This is a genomic window from Azospirillum sp. SYSU D00513, from assembly GCF_017356015.1.
Lineage (GTDB): Bacteria > Pseudomonadota > Alphaproteobacteria > Azospirillales > Azospirillaceae > Azospirillum.
Genome location: NZ_JAFIQV010000028.1, coordinates 1 through 18666 on the forward strand (window position 1 = coordinate 1; position 18666 = coordinate 18666).

The 18666-nt window shown below is 69.9% G+C and carries 20 protein-coding genes; 12 read left to right on the plus strand and 8 right to left on the minus strand.

Features of this window, described 5'->3' with window-relative positions; translation table 11 throughout:
• On the minus strand, positions 1-731 hold a 731-nt coding region (locus JUB11_RS20005), incomplete at its 3' end, for an AarF/UbiB family protein (protein WP_348771472.1).
• A gap of 5 nt (positions 732-736) precedes the next feature.
• Positions 737-1513, minus strand: a complete 777-nt coding sequence (locus JUB11_RS20010; protein ID WP_207460346.1) for a class I SAM-dependent methyltransferase — start codon at positions 1511-1513, stop codon at positions 737-739.
• A gap of 138 nt (positions 1514-1651) precedes the next feature.
• Between JUB11_RS20010 and JUB11_RS20015 the strand changes: the two genes are divergently transcribed.
• Entirely contained in the window at positions 1652-2524 is an 873-nt protein-coding gene (locus JUB11_RS20015) for a DUF3800 domain-containing protein (protein WP_207460347.1), read from the plus strand.
• A 281-nt stretch (positions 2525-2805) separates the two neighbouring features.
• The gene (locus JUB11_RS20020) at positions 2806-3432 is read left to right on the plus strand and encodes a LysE family translocator (RefSeq protein ID WP_207460348.1); all 627 of its coding nucleotides are present in this window, start codon (positions 2806-2808) and stop codon (positions 3430-3432) included.
• A gap of 22 nt (positions 3433-3454) precedes the next feature.
• Here the strand turns inward: JUB11_RS20020 and JUB11_RS20025 are convergent, their stop codons facing one another.
• Complete coding sequence (locus JUB11_RS20025; RefSeq protein ID WP_207460349.1) at positions 3455-5182, minus strand: cache domain-containing protein; 1728 nt, start codon at positions 5180-5182, stop codon at positions 3455-3457.
• A gap of 183 nt (positions 5183-5365) precedes the next feature.
• Positions 5366-6226: a helix-turn-helix transcriptional regulator gene (locus JUB11_RS20030; RefSeq protein ID WP_207460350.1), complete on the minus strand. Its 861-nt coding sequence runs from the start codon at positions 6224-6226 to the stop codon at positions 5366-5368.
• A gap of 104 nt (positions 6227-6330) precedes the next feature.
• Here JUB11_RS20030 and JUB11_RS20035 point away from each other — a divergent pair, with 104 nt between their 5' ends.
• The 9 genes from JUB11_RS20035 to JUB11_RS20075 all read left to right on the plus strand — a co-directional run bounded on the left by JUB11_RS20035 (position 6331) and on the right by JUB11_RS20075 (position 15581).
• Positions 6331-7110: a class I SAM-dependent methyltransferase gene (locus tag JUB11_RS20035; RefSeq protein WP_207460351.1), complete on the plus strand. Its 780-nt coding sequence runs from the start codon at positions 6331-6333 to the stop codon at positions 7108-7110.
• An 80-nt stretch (positions 7111-7190) separates the two neighbouring features.
• Positions 7191-8033, plus strand: a complete 843-nt coding sequence (gene mutM / locus JUB11_RS20040; protein ID WP_207460352.1) for a bifunctional DNA-formamidopyrimidine glycosylase/DNA-(apurinic or apyrimidinic site) lyase — start codon at positions 7191-7193, stop codon at positions 8031-8033.
• Between the two features lie 13 nt (positions 8034-8046).
• The gene (locus tag JUB11_RS20045) at positions 8047-8499 is read left to right on the plus strand and encodes a hypothetical protein (protein WP_207460353.1); all 453 of its coding nucleotides are present in this window, start codon (positions 8047-8049) and stop codon (positions 8497-8499) included.
• A gap of 76 nt (positions 8500-8575) precedes the next feature.
• The gene (locus tag JUB11_RS20050) at positions 8576-9352 is read left to right on the plus strand and encodes an enoyl-CoA hydratase (protein ID WP_207460354.1); all 777 of its coding nucleotides are present in this window, start codon (positions 8576-8578) and stop codon (positions 9350-9352) included.
• 124 nt (positions 9353-9476) lie between these two features.
• Positions 9477-10349, plus strand: a complete 873-nt coding sequence (locus JUB11_RS20055; protein WP_207460355.1) for a glycosyltransferase family 2 protein — start codon at positions 9477-9479, stop codon at positions 10347-10349.
• A gap of 85 nt (positions 10350-10434) precedes the next feature.
• On the plus strand, positions 10435-10695 hold the full coding sequence (gene rpsT, locus JUB11_RS20060) for a 30S ribosomal protein S20 (RefSeq protein ID WP_207460356.1): 261 nt from the start codon (positions 10435-10437) through the stop codon (positions 10693-10695).
• A gap of 640 nt (positions 10696-11335) precedes the next feature.
• The gene (gene dnaA / locus JUB11_RS20065; RefSeq protein WP_207460357.1) at positions 11336-12874 is read left to right on the plus strand and encodes a chromosomal replication initiator protein DnaA; all 1539 of its coding nucleotides are present in this window, start codon (positions 11336-11338) and stop codon (positions 12872-12874) included.
• Positions 12875-13062: 188 nt separating this feature from the next.
• Positions 13063-14241, plus strand: a complete 1179-nt coding sequence (locus JUB11_RS20070) for an extracellular solute-binding protein (protein ID WP_207460358.1) — start codon at positions 13063-13065, stop codon at positions 14239-14241.
• 257 nt (positions 14242-14498) lie between these two features.
• Positions 14499-15581: an ABC transporter ATP-binding protein gene (locus JUB11_RS20075; protein ID WP_207460359.1), complete on the plus strand. Its 1083-nt coding sequence runs from the start codon at positions 14499-14501 to the stop codon at positions 15579-15581.
• A gap of 31 nt (positions 15582-15612) precedes the next feature.
• Here JUB11_RS20075 and JUB11_RS20080 read toward each other — a convergent pair whose 3' ends face one another.
• The 4 genes from JUB11_RS20080 to JUB11_RS20095 all read right to left on the minus strand — a co-directional run bounded on the left by JUB11_RS20080 (position 15613) and on the right by JUB11_RS20095 (position 17481).
• Complete coding sequence (locus JUB11_RS20080; protein ID WP_207460360.1) at positions 15613-16680, minus strand: PAS domain S-box protein; 1068 nt, start codon at positions 16678-16680, stop codon at positions 15613-15615.
• A gap of 110 nt (positions 16681-16790) precedes the next feature.
• Positions 16791-16982, minus strand: coding sequence for a hypothetical protein (locus JUB11_RS20085; RefSeq protein ID WP_207460361.1), 192 nt, complete (start codon positions 16980-16982; stop codon positions 16791-16793).
• Between the two features lie 12 nt (positions 16983-16994).
• Entirely contained in the window at positions 16995-17138 is a 144-nt protein-coding gene (locus tag JUB11_RS20090; RefSeq protein WP_207460362.1) for a hypothetical protein, read from the minus strand.
• A complete protein-coding gene (locus tag JUB11_RS20095; RefSeq protein ID WP_207460363.1) occupies positions 17128-17481 on the minus strand; it encodes an excalibur calcium-binding domain-containing protein in 354 nt (117 codons plus the stop codon). The genes JUB11_RS20090 and JUB11_RS20095 overlap by 11 nt, the downstream gene beginning before the upstream one ends.
• Before the next feature lie 174 nt (positions 17482-17655).
• Here JUB11_RS20095 and JUB11_RS20100 point away from each other — a divergent pair, with 174 nt between their 5' ends.
• Positions 17656-18657: a chromate resistance protein ChrB domain-containing protein gene (locus JUB11_RS20100; protein ID WP_207460364.1), complete on the plus strand. Its 1002-nt coding sequence runs from the start codon at positions 17656-17658 to the stop codon at positions 18655-18657.
• The last annotated feature ends 9 nt before the right edge of the window (positions 18658-18666 follow it).

An 18666-nucleotide genomic window follows, 5' to 3' on the forward strand; every position in this document is an offset into this window, starting at 1 on the left:
CCGCGGATGCGCTCCAGCGTCAGGACGCGGCGCGCCGTGCGGTCCCAGTCGATGCGCGGCACCCGGAAGGTCTCGTCGCCCCGGAAGTTCGCGGCCAGCTCGGACGCCGCCGCCGCCTCCATGCGCAGCTCCATCTCCATCCGCGAGGTGCGGGCGAAGATCTCCACCACCTCCAGCAGCCGCAGCCGCTTGACCCTGGGCATCAGGATCTGCGCCCATTCGGCGAGCCACTGGAACAGGCCGATGTCGCGCTCGAAGGCGTATTCGATGCCCGGCCGCAGCACCTTGACCGCGACCTCCTCGCCCTCCGCCGTGACGGCGAAATGCACCTGCGCGATGGAGGCGGCGGCGACCGGCTCCTCGTCGAAGGTGAGGAACAGCTCCGTCAGCGGGCGGCCCAGCTCCTCCTCGATGATGGCGCGGGCCTGGGCGCCGGGGAAGGGCGGCAGATGGTCCTGCAGCTCGGCGAGGTCGGTCGCCATCCGCTCGCCCACGAGGTCGGAGCGGGTGGAGAGCAGCTGGCCCAGCTTGATGTAGGTCGGGCCCAGCTCCGTCAGCGCGCGGGCCAGACGCTGGCCGTCGCGCCCCATCACCTTCTTGTTGGCGACCATGCGCCAGAAGGGCGCGAAGCTCGGCGCCACCAGGGACAGCGAATCGGGCAGGGCGTTGTGCCGCGCCAGCGTGCGGCCGATGCCGACGAGGCGGACGAGGTTCCGGATCGTGCGGATCACGGGCGTCAGACCCGCCAGCCGGAATGGATGGCGGCGACCCCGCCCGTCAGGTTGCGCACGCGCACCGCGCCGAAGCCGGCCGCCTCGATCCGCTTGGCGAGCGAGGCCTGGTCGGGGAAGCGGCGGATGCTTTCCGCCAGGTACCGGTAGGAGTCCTCGTCGCCCGCGACCATGCGGCCCATGCGGGGAAGGATCTGGAAGGAATAGAGGTCGTAGACCTCGCGCAGCACCGGCAGGACCACGTGGCTGAACTCCAGGCAGTAGAACTTTCCACCCGGCTTCAACACGCGACGGGCCTCGGAAAGCGCGTCGTCGATGCGCGTGACGTTCCGAAGTCCGAACGCAATGGTATAGGCATCCACCGAACGGGACGCGAGCGGCAGCTTTTCGGCGTCGCCGATGGTCCAGTTCACGCCCGACAGGATGTTGCGGTCGTAGGCGCGGTCGCGCCCGACCCGCACCATCGCCTCCGTGATGTCGCAGACGATGGCCCGCCCGCCGCCCCGCTCCAGGAAGCGGAAGGCGATGTCGCCGGTGCCCCCGGCCACATCCAGCAGCGTCATGTCGGCCTTAGGCGCGACGAGCTGCATCAGCGTGTCCTTCCACAGCCGGTGGATGCCGCCGGACATCAGGTCGTTCATCAGGTCGTAGCGGCCCGCCACGCTGTTGAACACGCCGCGGACCATCCCGGACTTGGCGTCGGGGTCCACGGGACGGAAACCGAACCACTGGCCCTCGAAGCCCGTGGTCTTGTCCTTGTCGGAAGGGGTGCGTTCGCTCATGGCCCGGAAGATAGCGCGCCGCCCAGGCTTCCGCCAGCGGGGGCGGGCACAACGAGGCCGAATTCAGCCACGCTTTTTCGGTCGATGCCGCCGGTTCTTCATGCGAGTGTTTGTATGGAACCAACTGGCGGCGGCGCAATGACCTGGCTCCTGTTCATGGACGAATCGGGCCACGATCACAAGAAAATGCCCGCCGAGGTCCGAGGCGGCGTGGCGATCCATGCCAGCAAGATCTGGCCTTTCATGCAGGCTTGGCACGGGCTGGAGCAGGAAACCTTCGGTGTTCGGCTTGCCGACCATAAGACGGAACTCAAAGGCTACAAGCTGCTGGACAAAGACCGATTCAAGTGGTCCGCCCAGGCGGAAGAGCTGCCCGACGAGGAGCGGCGAAAAGGAGTTCGGCGTTTCTTTGCCTTGTCAGCGGAGAAGAAGTCTCCCGGACGTTCCGATTTCACCGCCTATGGTCAAGCCTGCATCGGCATGGCGGTTCAGATTTTGCTGCTACTGAAGCGCTTCGATGCCGTCGTCTTTGCCTCCATAATTCCCCGGGGGGTGAAGCCTCCCGCAGACTATGCCTATGATCATTTCCTACGCAGGGATCATGTTCTTCTGCTGGAGCGCTTTTTCCATTTCCTGTCGGAGAGACGGGATCATGGGCTTCTTGTCATGGACGAAACAGACAAGGCGCAGGACAGGCGTTTCGTCGATCGCCTGCAAGCCTACTTCACACGAACGCAAACGGGACGTACTCGGACTGAGTGGATCGTTCCCGCACCTTTGTTCGTTTCGTCGGATATGTCAGTCGGCGTTCAAGCGGCCGACATTGTACTTTACTGCATCAATTGGGGATTTCGTGCGCCGACCTGGAATTTCGATGGAAGCACGAGGCCAGAAATAGCAGAAAACTTCAGCGGTATTCTCAACGACTTGCAATTCAAGAGACAGGCAAGCCGGAACGGTGAGCCGGTCCCATCCCACGGCATCTTCTTCCTGCCCGACCCGTTCTACTGATCAGGCACAAAATGAAAAAGGAGGTAAAGCCAATGTCACCTCTTCCTGGCCAAAGCCGGAAAGCCGTGCATGGGCCGAACCTCCAAAAACAAATCTAGCTTCCCATCCGGGCGCATTCAAGGGCTTCCGAGTTCTGCTGCCGAAAGGGGGCGAAGGATCGCCTTTGCCGTTCAGAGCGCTCCTGAGGCTTATAGCTTGGCAGCATGGGCGAATGGGAGCAGATTTCCGGGCACGCCAGCCTCCCGACCGTCCGTTGAGAACCGCCCCATGAAGGTCAGCCCATGACGCTCCAGACCTGGATGATGTTCCTCCCCGCCTGCTTCGCCCTGAACCTCGCCTTCGGGCCGAACAACCTTCTGTCGCTGAACAATGGCGCGCGGGAGGGGATCGGGCGGGCGGTGCTGGCGGCGCAGGGGCGCACGCTCGCCTTCGCGCTGATGATCCTGCTGACCGCGCTCGGGCTGGGCGCGCTGCTCGCGGCGTCGGAACTCGCCTTCACCGTCGTGAAATGGGCCGGCGCCGCCTACCTGATCTGGCTTGGCCTGCGCATCCTGCGGGCCGGCGCGCCGGCTGTGGCGGGGGCCGGGGAACAGCCCCGGCGCAGTCTCCTCGCGCTGGCCCGGCAGGAGTTCCTGGTGGCGTCCGGCAACCCCAAGGCCATCCTGGTCTTCACCGCCTTCTTCCCGCAGTTCCTCGACCAGGAGCGCTACTGGTCCGGCTTCGCGGCGATGGGGGCGAGCTTCCTGCTGCTCGAGACGGTCGCCATCGCGCTCTACGCCGGGCTGGGCGCCAAGCTGGGCGAGCGGCTGCGCGGCGGCGCCATGCTGCGCTGGTTCGACCGGCTGTCCGGCAGCATGATGATCGGCTTCGGCGCGCTGCTCCTGCTGGCGCGCCGGCCGGCGTCCTGACGGGCGGCCAACGCCCGCCGGCTCACGCCACCGGAGGCAGTTCCCGCGCCTCCCGACCGGCGGCGTCGGCGGTGGCCGGCACGGGCGGCTGGGGCACGGTCGGGCGGAAGGTGACGGCGAATTCCGTCTCGCCGTCCGCCGAGGAGGCCTCCAGCCGGCCCTTGAGCTGGGCGACGGTGGAGCGCACCATCCGCATGCCGAAGCCCTTCGTCCCCGCCGGGTCGTAGCCGGCGGGCAGCGTGCCGCGGTTGCGGACCTTCAGCCGGATCTCGTTCCCCTCGCGCCCGTCGGAGCGCCGGGCCAGTTCGACCGTGATGGCGGGGGCGGCACCGCCGTGCTTGACGGCGTTGGTCACCAGCTCGTTCGCCACCAGGGCCAGCGGCATGGCCTGCTCCGGGCTCAGCCGCACGGCGGCGGCCTCCACCCGGATGGGGCTGTCCTCGGGCAGCATGGAGGCGCGCAGATCGGCGCACAGCTCCTGGAGCAGGGTGGTGAAATCGACCACCTCCACCCCGTCCGGCGCGTGGAGCCGCCGGTAGGCGAGCGCCATCGAGTTGATGCGCAGCACCGTCTGCTCGACCTGCCGGCGCCCTTCCGGGTCCCGGATGCCGCGGGCCTGGAGCGCGGAGAGGGAGCCCAGCGTCTGCAGGCTGTTCATCACGCGGTGGCTCACCTCGCGCAGCAGCACGTCCTTGTGGCGCAGCGCCTTTTCCAGGTCCGCCGCCATCCCGTTGAAGGACGCGCCCAGCCGGCCCAGCTCCGAGTCGGGCGCCGTCACGGCGACGCGGGCGGCGAGGTCGCCCCGGCCCAGCCGCTCCGCGGCATCCAGCAGGCCGGACACCGGCTTCAGGATGAAGGCGCGGCCGACGACCTGCACCGCCAGCAGGGCCAGCAGCGCCGTCAGCCCGAGGAGGAGGAGGTTGCGCAGCCGCACCTCCTCCATCCCGGCGAAGACCACTTCCACCGGGATGCCGACCGCGACCACCAGCCCCTGGGGCGGGTCCTTGAGCGAGGTGTAGCCGAGCAGCCGGGCCACCCCGTCGGCGGTGTTCTCCGCCGTGGAGCGCAGGGTGCCGCCGCCCTCCGGCGCGGTGAGGAGCTGCGGGTAGCGGACGAGCTTCGTGCCCTCCCGCTCGCGGTTCGGCAGCCGCACGAGGATGGTGGAACCCTGGTCCACGATCGTGATGGAGCTGCGCGGGGGGAAATGGCCGGTCTTGGCGGCGAGATGCCCGCGCAGCCAGTTCAGCCGCAGGGTGGTGGCGATGACGCCCACCGGCTTGCCGTCGCGCTCGATGCGCAGGGCGAAGGGCAGGACCGGCTCGCCGGAGGTCTTGCCCACCACATACTCGCCGGTCACGAAAGCGCCGGACTCCAGCGCCGCGGCGAAATAGGGGCGGTCGGTGATGTTCACCCGGTCCACGTCGCTGCACCGGCGGTTGCCGTCCAGGTCGTAGACGGAGACGGATGTCGTGGCCGGGTTGCGGTCCTCCAGCCGGTTCAGATACGCGCGGCAGTCCGGGTCGCGGAAATCCTGCACCGCCGGGGTCGCGACCACCGCGTCGAGTTGGGCGCGGATACCCTCGACGATGCGGTCGAGTTCGCCGGAGATCAGATGCGCGTAGCGCAGGGACTCCGTCTCGGCCGCCACCTCCCGCTGCCGGCGGTCGTTCCAGTCGTTGTAGAAGAGCAGCGCGGTTGCCGGCGTGACCGCCAGCAGGACGAGCAGGTAGAGCCGCGCCATCAGGGTCATGGCGACGTCCGGGTCCGGGACACGGGGAAAGCGGTCTGGGCGTGGCGCGGGGGCATGGTCGGTGTCGCGGGAAAGTTGGCCCACCCTATCGGGAAGCCCCTTTCCCTGTCCAGTGAGCGGGTGATGACTGGTCGAAGGCCATACAACCTCCGCGCGCGGATCCAGGGGGAGGGCGGTCCGGGCTCAGCCGATCAGCATCACCAGCTTGTGGCCGCCGGCGGCGGCCGGAGTCAGGGTGACCTGCTCGTACAGGCGGCCGCCCTCCTCCGGGTGGCGGAAGGCGCGCGGCCCGCCCTCCCGTTCCAGCACGCCGTGATCCTCCCAGAAGCGGGCGAAGGCCGGGCTGGCCTCCCGCAGGCCGCGCACCAGCGCGCGGAACTCCGGGGCGGCGGAGCGGCCGGCCGTGTCGGCGCGGAATTCCGCGAGCAGGCGGCGGGCGCGCCCCTCCCAGCCGGGGATGAGGATGCGCGCTCCCGGATCGAGGAAGACGTAGCGCAGCAGGTTCGGCTCCCCGCTCGCCGGCTCGAAGCCCGCCTCCTCCGCGCCCTCCTTTTCCGTGGGGCCGAGCCAGCCGGCGAAGAGCCGCCCGGCCGGCGCGTTCCAGCCGCGCGCGTTCCAGAAACGGTCGAGCAGATAGGCCGGCACCGTCATCGCCCGCAGCGCCGCCAGCAGCACGGGCGGCGGCGGCTCGGCGCCGGGGACCGGGCCGTCCGGATCGCGCCGGCCGGTCAGCTCGAACAGATAGGCGCGCTCCGCCGGCGTCAGGCGCAGCGCGCCGGCCACCCGCGCCAGGGCCTGCGGCGACAGCGATATCCCCCGCCCCTGTTCCAGCCATGTGTACCAGGTCGGGCTCAGGCCGCAGAGCAGGGCCACCTCCTCCCGCCTCAGTCCCGGCGTGCGGCGCCGCGCCGGGCCGCCCGCGATGCCGGCCTCGGCGGGCGTCAGCCGCTCCCGGTGCGAGCGCAGGAAGGCGCCCAGGAGCCGCCGCCCGTCGTCGGGGGCGGTGGTGGAGGAGCCGGGCTTGGGGCGTGGGGGAGCGGGCATGGTGGCAGGCTTTATACCAGGATAAACATCCCTCTTGTACCGGTCTAAGCGGCGAGCGAGGCTGCCCGCTTCCAAGAAGCCTGTCCGAAAGAGGAGACAAGGTCATGACCGGCAGCCATCACGCGGTCGTCGCGGACCAGTACGGCCCCCGCGCCGGCGACTATGTGTCCAGCGCGGTCCACGCCGGGGGCGAGGATCTGGACCGCATCGCGGAGATCCTGCGCGCCCGCGCTCCGGCCCGCCTGCTCGATCTCGGCTGCGGCGGCGGCCATGTCGCCTACCGGGCCGCGCCGCACGCCGGCGAGGTCGTCGCCCTGGACCTGACGGCGGAGATGCTGGAGGCGGTCGCCCGCACGGCCGGGGAACGCGGGCTGCGCAACATCGCCGTGCGGCAGGGGGCGGCGGAGGCTCTTCCCTTCCCCGACGGCGGTTTCGACGCGGTGGTCAGCCGCTTCAGCGTCCATCACTGGCGCGACGCGGAGGCTGGGCTGCGCGAGGCCCGGCGCGTGCTCGCCCCCGGCGGGCTGGCGGTCTTCGCCGACGTGGTGGCCCCGGAAACACCCCTGTTCGACACGCATCTCCAGGCGGTGGAGCTGCTGCGCGACCCCTCCCACGTCCGCGACTATGCCGCGTCCGAATGGATGGGGATGCTCGCCCGCGCGGGCTTCACGGTCACCGGCGCCACGCGCCGCCGGATGCGCATGGAGTTTGCCTCCTGGACCGCCCGCACCCGCACGCCGCCGGACCATGCGCGGGCCATCCGGTCGCTCCAGGCGCTGGCGCCGGCCGAGACCCGCGCCCATTTCGCCATCGAGCCGGACGGCAGCTTCACGATCGACGCCATGACCTTCGAGGCGATCCCCGCGGGGACCGGCGCCGTCTGATCCGGGCCTGGCGGGAGCCCGGCGGGAAAGGTGCTGCGCGGGGGCTTGCGCGGCCCCTGCCCAGCGCGCACCTTCTCGCCATGCCCGAGCTTCCCGAAGTCGAAACCGTCTGCCGCGGCCTCGCCCCGCATCTGGAGGGGCGCACCCTCCGGCGGGTCGAGCAGCGCCGCCCCAACCTGCGCTTCCCCTTTCCCCCGCGCTTTTGCGAGCGGCTGACCGGCCGGCGCGTGGAGGCGGTGCGGCGGCGCGCCAAATACATCCTCATGCACATGGACGACGGCACCGTGCTGATCGCCCATCTCGGCATGTCCGGCCGCATGGTGGTGTCGCCAGGACGGCCGGAGAGCTTCGGCGCCCACGACCATGTGGTTCTGGAGACGGAGGAGGGGACGGTCGTCACCTTCAACGACGCGCGCCGCTTCGGGCTGATGGACCTGACGACGGAGGACGCGCTGGGCGAGCACCCGCTGCTGCGCTCCATCGGGCCGGAGCCGCTGGGCAACGAATTCTCCGGGCCGGTGCTGGCCCAGCGGCTGGCCGGCAAGATGACCAGCATCAAGGCGGCGCTGCTCGACCAGACGGTGGTCGCCGGGCTCGGCAACATCTACGTGTCGGAGGCGCTGTTCCTCAGCCGCCTCAGCCCGACCCGGATCGCCTCCACCGTCAGCGGCGCCAAGGCCGACCGGCTGGCCTCCGCCATCCGCGCGGTGCTGGCCCGCGCCATCGAGGCCGGCGGCTCCACCCTGCGCGACCACCGGCAGGCCTCGGGCGAGCTGGGCTATTTCCAGCACCAGTTCACCGTCTACGACCGCGAGGGGCAGCCCTGTCCCGGCTGCACGTGCGACATGGCGAAGACGGGGGGCATCCGGCGCATCGTGCAGTCCGGCCGTTCGACTTTCTATTGTCCGCAGCGCCAGCGCTGATAGACTTGCCCGCATGACGGAATTTCCAGTCACGTTCAGGGCAGCCAGGCCCGGCCCGGCCGCCCTCCTGCTCGCCGGGCTCGCCCTCGCAGGCGCGGGCGTGCCATGGCCGCCGGGTCCCGCGCTGGCCGCCGGGGCGGCCCCGACGGCCGCCGCCGAGGAGGCCTTCGTCTCCGGGCTGGGCGACGTTCCCGCCATGCCGGGGCTGACCCCGGCCGAATCCGAGCCGCTGGTCTTCGACAAGCCGTCCGGCCGCATCGCCCAGGCCCTGCTCCAGGGGCCGGTGGAGCGCAGGGCGATCCTGACCTTCTACGGCCGCTCCCTGCCGCAGCTCGGCTGGACGCGGCTGGCCGACACCCAGTACGCCCGCGAGGGGGAGGAGCTGCGGCTCGAATTCGTGGAGCCGCGCGGCGCGCCGGTGAGACCGGCGCGCACGTTCGTGCGTTTCACCCTCAGCCCGCGCTGAACCCTCAACCAACGACCAGAACGCGGCACGGCCGTCCCGCAGGGACGCGCCGTCCGTCCGGGAGCGAGACCGAACCATGCGTTACGACACGATCCAAGTCGAAACCCGCGGGCCCGTCGGCCTGATCACGCTCGACCGCCCGAAGGCGCTGAACGCTCTCTCGGACCGGCTCGTGACCGAGCTGGGTCAGGCGCTCGACGCGCTGGAGGCCGACGAGGCCGTCGGCTGCATCGTCGTGACCGGGTCGGAAAAGGCCTTCGCGGCCGGCGCCGACATCAAGGAGATGGCGGGCTTCGGCTACATGGACGTCTACAGCCAGGACTTCATCACCGCGAAGTGGGAGCGTCTGGCCAAGTGCCGCAAGCCGACCATCGCGGCGGTGGCGGGCTACGCCCTGGGCGGCGGCTGCGAGCTGGCGATGATGGCCGACTTCATCCTCGCCGCCGACACCGCGAAGTTCGGCCAGCCGGAGATCACCATCGGCACCATCCCCGGCGCCGGCGGCACCCAGCGGCTGACCCGCTTCGTCGGCAAGTCCAAGGCCATGGAGATGTGTCTCACCGGCCGTCTGATGGACGCGGCCGAGGCCGAGCGCTCGGGCCTGGTGAGCCGCGTCGTCCCCGCCGCCGACCTCGTGGAGGAGGCGGTGAAGGTCGCGGAGAAGATCGCCAAGCTGTCGCGCCCGGCCGTGATGATGGCGAAGGAGGCCGTCAACGCCGCCTACGAGACGACGATGGCCCAGGGCATCCATTTCGAGCGGCGCCTCTTCCATTCCACCTTCGCCACCGAGGACCAGAAGGAGGGAATGTCCGCCTTCGCCGAGAAGCGCCAGCCCGACTGGAAGAACCGCTGAGCGGCGGCTGAGGCGGCGGGCGTGGCTGGAGAGCGGGCGCGACTGGACAGCGGCCGGGCGGGGCGGCTATAGCTGCGGCCCGATCCGCCCCGGCCCGTCCGGGTCCGCTGCCCTGGAGGCCGGCATGGCTCCCGTGAAGACGTCGGTCATCGTTTCCACCTACAACTGGCCGGCGGCGCTCCGGGTCTCGCTCACGTCGCTGCTGGCCCAGGACCGGCCCGGCTTCGAGGTCATCGTCGCCGACGACGGCTCGGCCGGCGAGACGCGCGACCTCGTCCAGGCGATGGGGCGGGGCGCTCCGGTGCCGGTCCGGCATGTCTGGCACCCCGACGAGGGCTTCCGCCTCGCCGCCATCCGCAACCGGGCGATCGCCGCGGCCGAAGGCGACTATCTCATCCTCATCGATGGCGACTGCTTCGTCCTGCCGGACTTCGTGCGGACCCACCGCGCGCTGGCGGAGGAGGGGTGCTTCGTCTCCGGCAAGCGCTCCTACCTGCGGGCGCCGATGACCCGCGACTTCCTGGAAGGGCGGCGCGACGCCGGGCAGGGGCGGGCGGCCTGGATGCTGCATGGTCTGGCCGGGCGCTGCACGCGCCCCCTGCGCTTCCTGAAGCTGCCGCTCGGCCCGCTGCGCCACCGCCGCCCGGACGACTGGCGCCGGGTGCAGACCTGCAACATGGGCGTCTGGCGCCGCGACGCCGTCGCGGTGAACGGGTTCGACGGGCGCTACCAGGGCTGGGGGCAGGAGGACTCGGACTTCGTGGTCCGGCTGCTGCGCCACGGGCTGCGGCGCAAGCTGGGCGACTTCGCCAACGTGGTGATGCATCTCGACCACCCCACCCGCGGCGGCGGGCCGGCCAACGAAGCGCTGCTCCGCTCGGTCATCGAGGGGACCGGCTGCCGCGCGGTCCAGGGGCTGGAGGAGACGGTCGAGGAAGGGGAGGCCGCGAGTCTAAGGAGCGCCTTGACCGATCCGGACCCGGTCCAGGCAAAGTAATTCCGGGTGCCTTGACTCTCATTTCCTCCGGGCGTATAAGGCGCCCTCGCATTGGGACAGGCGTGTCGTCCGGAGTAGGGTTTTCATGGCCAATCATAAGTCTGCTGAAAAGCGCATCCGTCAAACCGAGCGTCGTACGGAAGTCAACCGTAACCGCATCAGCCGCATCCGCACCTTCGTGAAGAAGGTGGAGAACGCCCTCGTGACCGGCGACAAGTCCGCCGCCGCCGAGGCCTTCAAGCTGGCGCAGCCGGAACTGATGCGCGGCGTTACCAAGGGCGTGCTGCACCGGAACACGGTGTCGCGCAAGCTGTCGCGCCTTTCGGCCCGCATCAAGGCTCTCTAAGCCTTCATCGGTGTCAAAAAAAGCCGCGCCCAATATTGGTGCGCGGCTTTTTGCGTTGCGGGAAATCGTTTCCAAGATTTGAACGGCAGGGCCCTGGGCTTCTTCTGCTCCGTTCGAATCCCCGGCGAATCCTGGGGTGTTTCGGCAACACTGTGTAGTTTTTCGCTGTTCGCCTTCTGTCCCATTGCCTTGGGACAGGCTCGCAACTAGACTTTCGATCCGTGTCTGGAGGGTGTTGGTCGTCCTGGCCGAAAAGGGCCGAGGGACGGGCCGGCGCCCGCCGGTGCGGGACGGAAGACGTTCGGGCCGCGGCCATGCGCGACGCGCGTGGCGACCGCCGGCCAGGGGATTGCCCCAACCTTAAAACCTGCGGCGTTGCGATGGTGGAATCCCGGATTCCCCCAACGGGGTAGCGCTGTCATGGCGGTGGGGCATTCGCCTATCGAGTCTTTCGGGGGGAACACTTGCCGGGGACTCTTCCCAGGTAAGGAGATGCCGGGCGTGCGCCCCGCGCGGATAGGGCGCGGGACCATTCCGGGAAGCGTCTTCTCGAACGGTTGCGACCCCTCGCGGTGAGCCCTTCGGCGCTCTTCCGCGGCGGCAGCCGGACGGGAAGGCCGAGCGGGGGAGTTGGGGAAGCATGTCGGTCGGCGTGTCGTCGTTGGATCAGCAATGGGTCCGCATCCGCGGGCGCCTCAAGGACGAAATCGGCGAGACGGCCTACCGCAGCTGGCTGCAGCCCCTGTCGGTGGGCGGCCTGCGCGGCGGGGAGCTGCGCATTCTCGTGCCGACCCGCTTCATGCGCGACTGGGTGATGACCCATTACGCCGACCGCATCCGCGCGCTCTGGTCCATGGAGAATCCCGAGGTCCAGTCCATCGACATCGTCGTCGCCGCGGCCGCCCCGCCCCCCGCCGCCCCCGCGGCGAACGGCGCCGGCAATGGCGGCTCCGCCGCCCAGGCCCTGCCCGGCGATGACCAGGACGGGGAGGAGGAACCCGCCCCGGAGCGCTTCGCCCGCCCGCCGGCCCGCCCCGCCCCCCCGGAGGACGCCTCCGCCACCGCCTACACCGGCTCCGGCTACACGGACGAGACCATCGGCGCGTCGGACGAGTCGCCCTCGGCCATCGGCTCGATGCTGGACGGGCGCGACGCCATCACGGCGGCGCTCGACCCGCGCTTCACCTTCGACAACTTCGTCGTCGGCAAGCCGAACGAGCTGGCCCACGCCGCGGCCAAGCGCGTGGCGGAGGCCAGCGCCGTCACCTTCAACCCGCTCTTCCTCTATGGCGGCGTCGGGCTGGGCAAGACCCACCTGATGCACGCCATCGCCTGGGCCATCCGCAAGAAGGACCCCTCGCGCAAGGTGCTGTACCTCTCGGCCGAGAAGTTCATGTACCAGTTCATCCGCGCGTTGCGCTTCAAGGACACCATGGCCTTCAAGCAGCAGTTCCGCTCGGTGGACGTGCTGATGATCGACGACGTGCAGTTCATCAGCGGCAAGGACTCCACCCAGGAGGAGTTCTTCCACACCTTCAACGCGCTGGTGGACCAGAACCGCCAAGTCATCATCTCCGCCGACAAGAGCCCGTCGGACCTCGAGGGGATGGAGGAGAGGCTGCGCTCGCGGCTCGGCTGGGGCCTCGTGGCGGACATCCACCCGACCACCTACGAGCTGCGGCTGGGCATCCTCCAGCAGAAGGCCGACAGCCTGCGCGCCGAGATCCCGATCAAGGTGCTGGAGTTCCTGGCGCACAAGATCACCTCCAACGTGCGCGAGCTGGAAGGGGCGCTGAACCGCATCGTCGCCCATTCCGACCTGGTCGGCCGCTCCATCTCGCTGGAGACGACGCAGGAGGTGCTGCACGACCTGCTGCGCGCCAACGACCGGCGCGTCACCATCGACGAGATCCAGAAGCGCGTGGCGGAGCATTACAACATCCGCGTCGCCGACATGCATTCGGCCCGCCGCGCCCGCGCGGTGGCGCGCCCGCGCCAGGTCGCCATGTATCTCGCCAAGCAGCTCACCGCCCGCTCCCTGCCGGAGATCGGCCGCAAGTTCGGCGGGCGCGACCACACCACCGTCATGCACGCGGTGAAGAAGGTGGACGAGCTGCGCGCCACCGACCCGGCCTTCGCCGAGGACGTCGAGCTGCTGCGCCGCATGCTGGAGAGCTGAGGCGCGGCGGTCGGACGCCGAGTCGAAGGCCGAAACGCCGACTACCCATTTCGTTACAGTCCGGTGAAGATTTGCACGGTTCCGTCTTGGGAAATGGACGGGATCCGCTACACTCGGGCAAATTCGCCGCGACGGCGGGGGACGCGAACGGCGCCTCCCCGGCGAAACGAACAGGGGAAACAAGCGCCATGGCTGACAGCAAGAAGACGCCCGACCAGATCTCCAGCGCCGCCACCCAGCGCGCGGCCAAGAGCTTCACCCGCCGCACCTTGCTGCGCAGCGCCGCCGCTGCCGGCGCCGTCGCCTCGGTCGGCCCCTGGATCCTCCGCGAGGGTCACGCCGCGTCGGGCAGCGTGAAGGTCTTCTCCTGGGCCGGCTACATCACCAAGGACATGCTGGCCGACTTCGAGTCGAAGACCGGCATCAAGGCGACCCTGACCGAATACGGCACCAACGACGAGCTGCTGAACCAGCTCAAGGCCACGGGCGGAGCCGGCTTCGACATCATCCATCCGACGGTGGACCGCGTCCCCAACTACGTCGAGGCCGAGCTGGTCCGCCCGCTCGACGAGTCGAAGGTGAAGTGGGACGGCTGCCTGAAGTCGGCGGTCGAAGGGTCCGCCGGCATGGGCGGGGTGGTCGGCGGCAAGCGCTACTTCGCCCCGGCCGACTGGGGCACCGAGGCCATCGCCTACGACATGAAGCAGTCGCCGCTGACCTACGGCAAGGCCGGCTACGGCGACATCTGGGCGCCGGAGAACGCCGGCAAGGCCACCGTGCGCGGCCACTCCTCGCTGATCGGCATCGCGCTGTGGCTGGAAGGGCAGGGCAAGCTGCCGCACCCCCTGCGCGACCAGTTCAAGGACGAGGCCAAGGCCCGCGCCAACTTCGACGCCATCCTGAAGGTGGCGACCGAGCACAAGAAGGCCGTCGGCCAGTTCTGGTCCAACGAGAACGAGGCCCAGGGCGCCTTCCGCACCAACGGCTGCACCATCGGCCAGACCTGGGACTCGACCGCCGTGGCGCTCCGCAAGGAAGGGCTGCCGGTCCGCTTCGTCGCGCCGAAGGAGGGAGCACTCGCCTGGATGGAAGGCTTCGCCATCCCCGCCAAGGCCGAGAACCTCGAGCAGGCCTACGCCTGGATCAACTGGTTCTACACGCCGCAGGCCGGCGCCCTCTACACCAACGCGTCCGGCATCTCCAGCACCTCGGTCGGCGCCGAGGCGCATCTCAGCGACCTGAACAAGCAGTTCTTCGCCGACGCCTATCCGGGCGACGCGCTGAACAAGCTGTGGTGGTGGCCGATCCAGGACGCCTGGTACGTCTCCATCCGCAACGAGTACCAGGACCGCTTCCTGGCGGCGTAAGGCGCGTCCGCGCGCATGCCCCATCCGGCCGGCCGCGACGGCGCGGGGCGGGTGGGGCAGCGTGGCGCCAAGCCCATCGCCGTCACCTCCGTCAGCCCTCATCCCCGCGGAAGCGGGGATCCAGGACTCCCCCATGGGACCAGCCGTGGGAAAGGCCCGGGTCCCCGCTTGCGTCGGGATGAGGGTTGCGTGTTGAAACGGGACCGCGCCCATGCGGCAAGGTCCCGCCCTCCCCACCCGCCAGCCCCGGATGAAGCATGAGCCAAGCTGTCGAACTCGACTCCGTCACGATGCGGTTCGGGCCGGTCACGGCGGTCCGCGACGTCAGCCTGACCATCGGCGCCGGCGAGTTCTTCAGCTTCCTCGGGCCGTCCGGCTGCGGGAAGACGACCATCCTGCGCATGGTCTCGGGCTTCATGGAGCCGACCTCGGGCGCCGTGCGGATCGGCGGCCGGGACATGCGCGGCATCGGGCCGAACAAGCGGCCCACCGCGCTGATTTTCCAGAACCTGGCGCTCTTCCCGCTGATGACGGTGGCCGACAACATCGCCTTCGGGCTTGAGGTGCGCGGCGTGCCCGCCGCCGACCGCCGCCGCCGGGTCGAACAGCTCCTGGAACTGGTCGCCCTGCCGGACGCCGGGCCGAAGAAGGTAACGGAGCTGTCCGGCGGCCAGCGCCAGCGCATCGCCATCGCCCGCGCGCTGGCGGTCGAGCCCGCCGTCCTGCTGCTGGACGAACCCTTGTCGGCGCTGGACCTCAAGCTGCGCCAGCACATGCGGGCGGAGCTGCGCGAGCTTCAGAAGCGCACCGGCGTCACCTTCATCTACATCACCCACGACCAGGGCGAGGCCCTGACCATGTCCGACCGGATCGGCGTGATGTCCAAGGGCGTGCTGGAACAGGTCGGCGACGCGCAGGCCATCTACGACCGGCCGGAAACCAGCTTCGTCGCCTCCTTCGTGGGGGAGACCAACCGCTTCGCCGGCACCGTGGCGCTGGCCGACTCCGGCACCGCCGCCATCGACACGCCGCTCGGCCGCCTGACGGGCCGCAACCCGCGCGCCCTCAAGCCCGGCGATCCGGCCACCCTCTTCATCCGGCCCGAGCGGCTGAGCCTCGGGGGCGCCGGCGACAACATGGTGGAGGCGCGCGTCACCCACCGCGACTTCGAGGGCGCCTTCATCAACGCCTTCCTCGAAGCCCCGGCGCTCGGCCCCGCCGCCCGCCCCATCATCGTCCAGACCCCCCACCTGGGCCAGGAACCCGCCTTCACCCCCGGCGCCCCGGCCCGCGTCGCCTTCCGCGCCGAGGACGCGGTGGTGCTGCCGGCGCAAGCGTGAGGGGCGCATCTCGGCGAGCCCCCGGACCCCATCACTCCGCGCGCAGCACGAAGGCCGTTTCCGGCTCCCGTTCGATGGTCAGGCTGGCCCCGATCTGGCCGGCGAGGGCGGTGACCAGCCGCATGCCGAGGGAGCGGGGTGCCGCGCTGTCGAAATCCTCCGGCAGGCCGGCGCCATCGTCGCAGACGCGCAGTTCCCAGCCGGCGCCCGGTCCGGCTGTCTCCGTTCCGTCCCCGGCCGGGCCGAAGCGGACCTGGATCCGCCCCGCGCGGCCCTGCGGGAAGGCGTGCTTGATGGCGTTGGTGACCAGTTCGTTGGTCAGCAGCGCCAGGGGAAGCGCGCGGTCGGCCGGCAGGACCATGGGGACGGCCTCGACCGCCAGCGCGACGCGTTCGGCGGCCGGGCTCGTGCCGTGGATGTCGGCGCAGACCTCGCGCAGCACGCTGGCGAACTCCACCGTCTCCGCATCCTCGATGCCGTGCAGCCGCTCGTGCAGCCGGGCCGCGATGGCGATGCGGCTGCAGGCCTCGTCGAAATGCTGCCGGACGGTTTCGTCCGGCACCTGATGAGCCTGAAGCCGCAGAAGGTTCAGCACCATCATCAGCGAGTTCTTGACCCGGTGATGCGCCTCCTGGATCAGCGCCTGCTTGGCGGCCAGGGCCTCGGCCAGCTGCTCCTGGATGCGCTTGCGCTCGGTGATGTCCACGGCGATGAGCACGGCGCCGATCATCTCCCCGTCGCGCAGGACCGGCGCGTTGGAGCAGGCGACGTGGATGGGCATGCCGTCGCGGTGGAAGAACAGGTCCTCGTGCTTTTCCAGCCGGTGGCGCGAGGTGAAGACATGCCCCAGCGGGCATTCCGACATCGGGAAGTGGCGTCCGTCGGAGTGCTTGTAATGGACCATGTCGTGCAGGGACCGCCCCCGCAGCTCGTCCTGGGCCCAGCCGAAGGTGCGTTCGGCGGCGGCGTTGGCGAAGAGGGTGCGCCCCTCCGTGTCCATGACGAAGATGGAGTCGCCGGCATTCTCGACGATCAGATTGGCAAGGTCGCCGGGAAGGTGGGATGGCCCGCCGGTTTCCGATAACAGGTCAACCGGCATCGTTCCTCCCACGCAAGGCGCATCTCTCAAGCATGGGCCATCCTACGCCGTCCCGGCCGGAAAGGCGACAGGCCGCCGGTGCCCTGCCCGCGGCTTTCCTGAATGCGGGGCTAGAACTCGTCCACCGCCACGCCGGCCATGATGAAGGCCAGCCGCAGGGCCGCGGCCATGCGCAGGTCGGCGGATTGCTGCTGGTCCTCGTAGGCGGCGATGGTCGCCGCGTCGACCAGGGAGCGGCGCGACAGCTCGTCCCGCGACCATCCCAGACGTTCCCGCGTGTTTCGGCATTTGGCGGGCGTCATGGCTTTCCTCCCTCAGAGCGCCAGCACATCCACCCCGGCCTCCGCGAAGGCCCGCTCCGCCCGGCCGCCCGTGATCCCGCCCGGCACGGGCGCCGACACCGCTCGCTGCACTATGACAGAGCGGGGGAGGGAGTCACCCGGAGATTCAGCGTCCATTCCAGTGTTCGCAGGCGACGCCGTCCTCGTCGCGGTCCAGATGGGACCAGTAGCCCGGCTCTCCGTCGCGGACGGGGGCAAGCTCCAGCAAGCGGGCGGTGCCGCAGCCGCCGGCGGCCGCCAGATGCTTGAGGGTCAGCAGGGCCGGCCATGGATATGACCACACCACCCCGGTGCACAGGACGGCGAGGCCGATCCCGGCCAGAAGCGCGGCACCGGCACGGCGCTGGAAGCGGCCATGCCTCGCCCTGCGATCCTGGTTCCGCGTGACCCTGCGGAAACGGGCATGCAGGTTCTGAAGCCTTTCTTCCGCCTCATCGCCATGCCTGGGGCGCCAAGCCATGAATTCCCCCTGGTTGCAGGAAGGACAGAGTAACCGTGCCGGGGAATGATGTCTCGTGCGGGATCATGGCGCCGTTCACGACCCCGACCGGTCAGGCCGCTCTCGGCCCGGCGCTTGAAAATGAAAGATACAGCTGTTGCGTATCGTGAATACTGCATGATACAGCCTCATTCCATGAGCGATGAGCGCCCAACCTCCGACTTCCGGCAGAGCTGGCTTCTGCTGTCCCACCAGCTTCCGCCGAAGCCGGCCTACTTCCGCGTGAAGATCTGGCGGCGGCTCCAGGATCTCGGCTCGGTGGCGATCAAGGCGTCGCTCTATGCCCTGCCGTCGCGCGCGGACACGCGGGAGGACTTCCAGTGGCTGCTGCGCGAAATCCGGCAGGGCGGGGGCGACGCGACCATCTTCGAGGCGCGGCTGGTCGACGGGTTGACCGACGGGGAGATCCGGTCGCTGTTCGACGCCGCCCGCGACGCGGAATACGGCAAGCTCGCCGAGGAAGCCCGCGCTCTCGCCGAGACCTTGACCGAAGCGCCGGAACCCGCCGGCGGGCGCGCCGCCGTTCCGGAGCAGCGATCCCAGCTCGCGCGGTTGCGGCGGCGCCTCGCCGAGATCGCGGATATCGACTTCTTCGGGGCCAACGGGCGCGACGCGGTGGAGGGGCTGCTCTCGGGAATCGAGCGCCGCCTCGACGAGGCCGCGCGGGATGAGAGCGGGGAAGGAGACGGGATCGCTGCGCGGGCGCGGCCGACCGGCCGTACCTGGGTCACCCGCCGGGGCGTCCATGCCGACAGGATCGCGTCGGCCTGGCTGATCCGCCGCTTCATCGATCCGCAAGCCAGTTTCAAATTCGTGCCGGACAAGGGTTATGTCCCGGAGCCGGGGGAACTTCGCTTCGACATGTTCGAGGCGGAGCACACGCACGAGGGCGACCGCTGCACCTTCGAGGTCCTGCTGGCGCGCTTCTGCGATCCGGACCCGGCCCTGTCCGCCATCGCCGAGATCATCCACGACATCGACCTGAAGGACGGCAAGTTCGGACGCGAGGAGGCGGCCGGCATCCGCACCCTGGTCGCGGGCATCGCCGCGGCGACCGACGACGACAGGCGGCGGCTGGAACGCGGGGCCGCCGCCCTCGACGACCTTCATCATTATTTCCGCAGGAAACGGGACTGAGGGGAGCCC

Coding starts and splice junctions, on each gene's coding strand:
- JUB11_RS20010 (WP_207460346.1), bottom strand. CDS start 1,513: ATGAGCGAACGCACCCCTTCCGACAAGGACAAGACCACGGGCTTCGAG.
- JUB11_RS20015 (WP_207460347.1), top strand. CDS start 1,652: ATGACCTGGCTCCTGTTCATGGACGAATCGGGCCACGATCACAAGAAA.
- JUB11_RS20020 (WP_207460348.1), top strand. CDS start 2,806: ATGACGCTCCAGACCTGGATGATGTTCCTCCCCGCCTGCTTCGCCCTG.
- JUB11_RS20025 (WP_207460349.1), bottom strand. CDS start 5,182: ATGACCCTGATGGCGCGGCTCTACCTGCTCGTCCTGCTGGCGGTCACG.
- JUB11_RS20030 (WP_207460350.1), bottom strand. CDS start 6,226: ATGCCCGCTCCCCCACGCCCCAAGCCCGGCTCCTCCACCACCGCCCCC.
- JUB11_RS20035 (WP_207460351.1), top strand. CDS start 6,331: ATGACCGGCAGCCATCACGCGGTCGTCGCGGACCAGTACGGCCCCCGC.
- mutM (WP_207460352.1), top strand. CDS start 7,191: ATGCCCGAGCTTCCCGAAGTCGAAACCGTCTGCCGCGGCCTCGCCCCG.
- JUB11_RS20045 (WP_207460353.1), top strand. CDS start 8,047: ATGACGGAATTTCCAGTCACGTTCAGGGCAGCCAGGCCCGGCCCGGCC.
- JUB11_RS20050 (WP_207460354.1), top strand. CDS start 8,576: ATGCGTTACGACACGATCCAAGTCGAAACCCGCGGGCCCGTCGGCCTG.
- JUB11_RS20055 (WP_207460355.1), top strand. CDS start 9,477: ATGGCTCCCGTGAAGACGTCGGTCATCGTTTCCACCTACAACTGGCCG.
- rpsT (WP_207460356.1), top strand. CDS start 10,435: ATGGCCAATCATAAGTCTGCTGAAAAGCGCATCCGTCAAACCGAGCGT.
- dnaA (WP_207460357.1), top strand. CDS start 11,336: ATGTCGGTCGGCGTGTCGTCGTTGGATCAGCAATGGGTCCGCATCCGC.
- JUB11_RS20070 (WP_207460358.1), top strand. CDS start 13,063: ATGGCTGACAGCAAGAAGACGCCCGACCAGATCTCCAGCGCCGCCACC.
- JUB11_RS20075 (WP_207460359.1), top strand. CDS start 14,499: ATGAGCCAAGCTGTCGAACTCGACTCCGTCACGATGCGGTTCGGGCCG.
- JUB11_RS20080 (WP_207460360.1), bottom strand. CDS start 16,680: ATGCCGGTTGACCTGTTATCGGAAACCGGCGGGCCATCCCACCTTCCC.
- JUB11_RS20085 (WP_207460361.1), bottom strand. CDS start 16,982: ATGACGCCCGCCAAATGCCGAAACACGCGGGAACGTCTGGGATGGTCG.
- JUB11_RS20090 (WP_207460362.1), bottom strand. CDS start 17,138: ATGGACGCTGAATCTCCGGGTGACTCCCTCCCCCGCTCTGTCATAGTG.
- JUB11_RS20095 (WP_207460363.1), bottom strand. CDS start 17,481: ATGGCTTGGCGCCCCAGGCATGGCGATGAGGCGGAAGAAAGGCTTCAG.
- JUB11_RS20100 (WP_207460364.1), top strand. CDS start 17,656: ATGAGCGATGAGCGCCCAACCTCCGACTTCCGGCAGAGCTGGCTTCTG.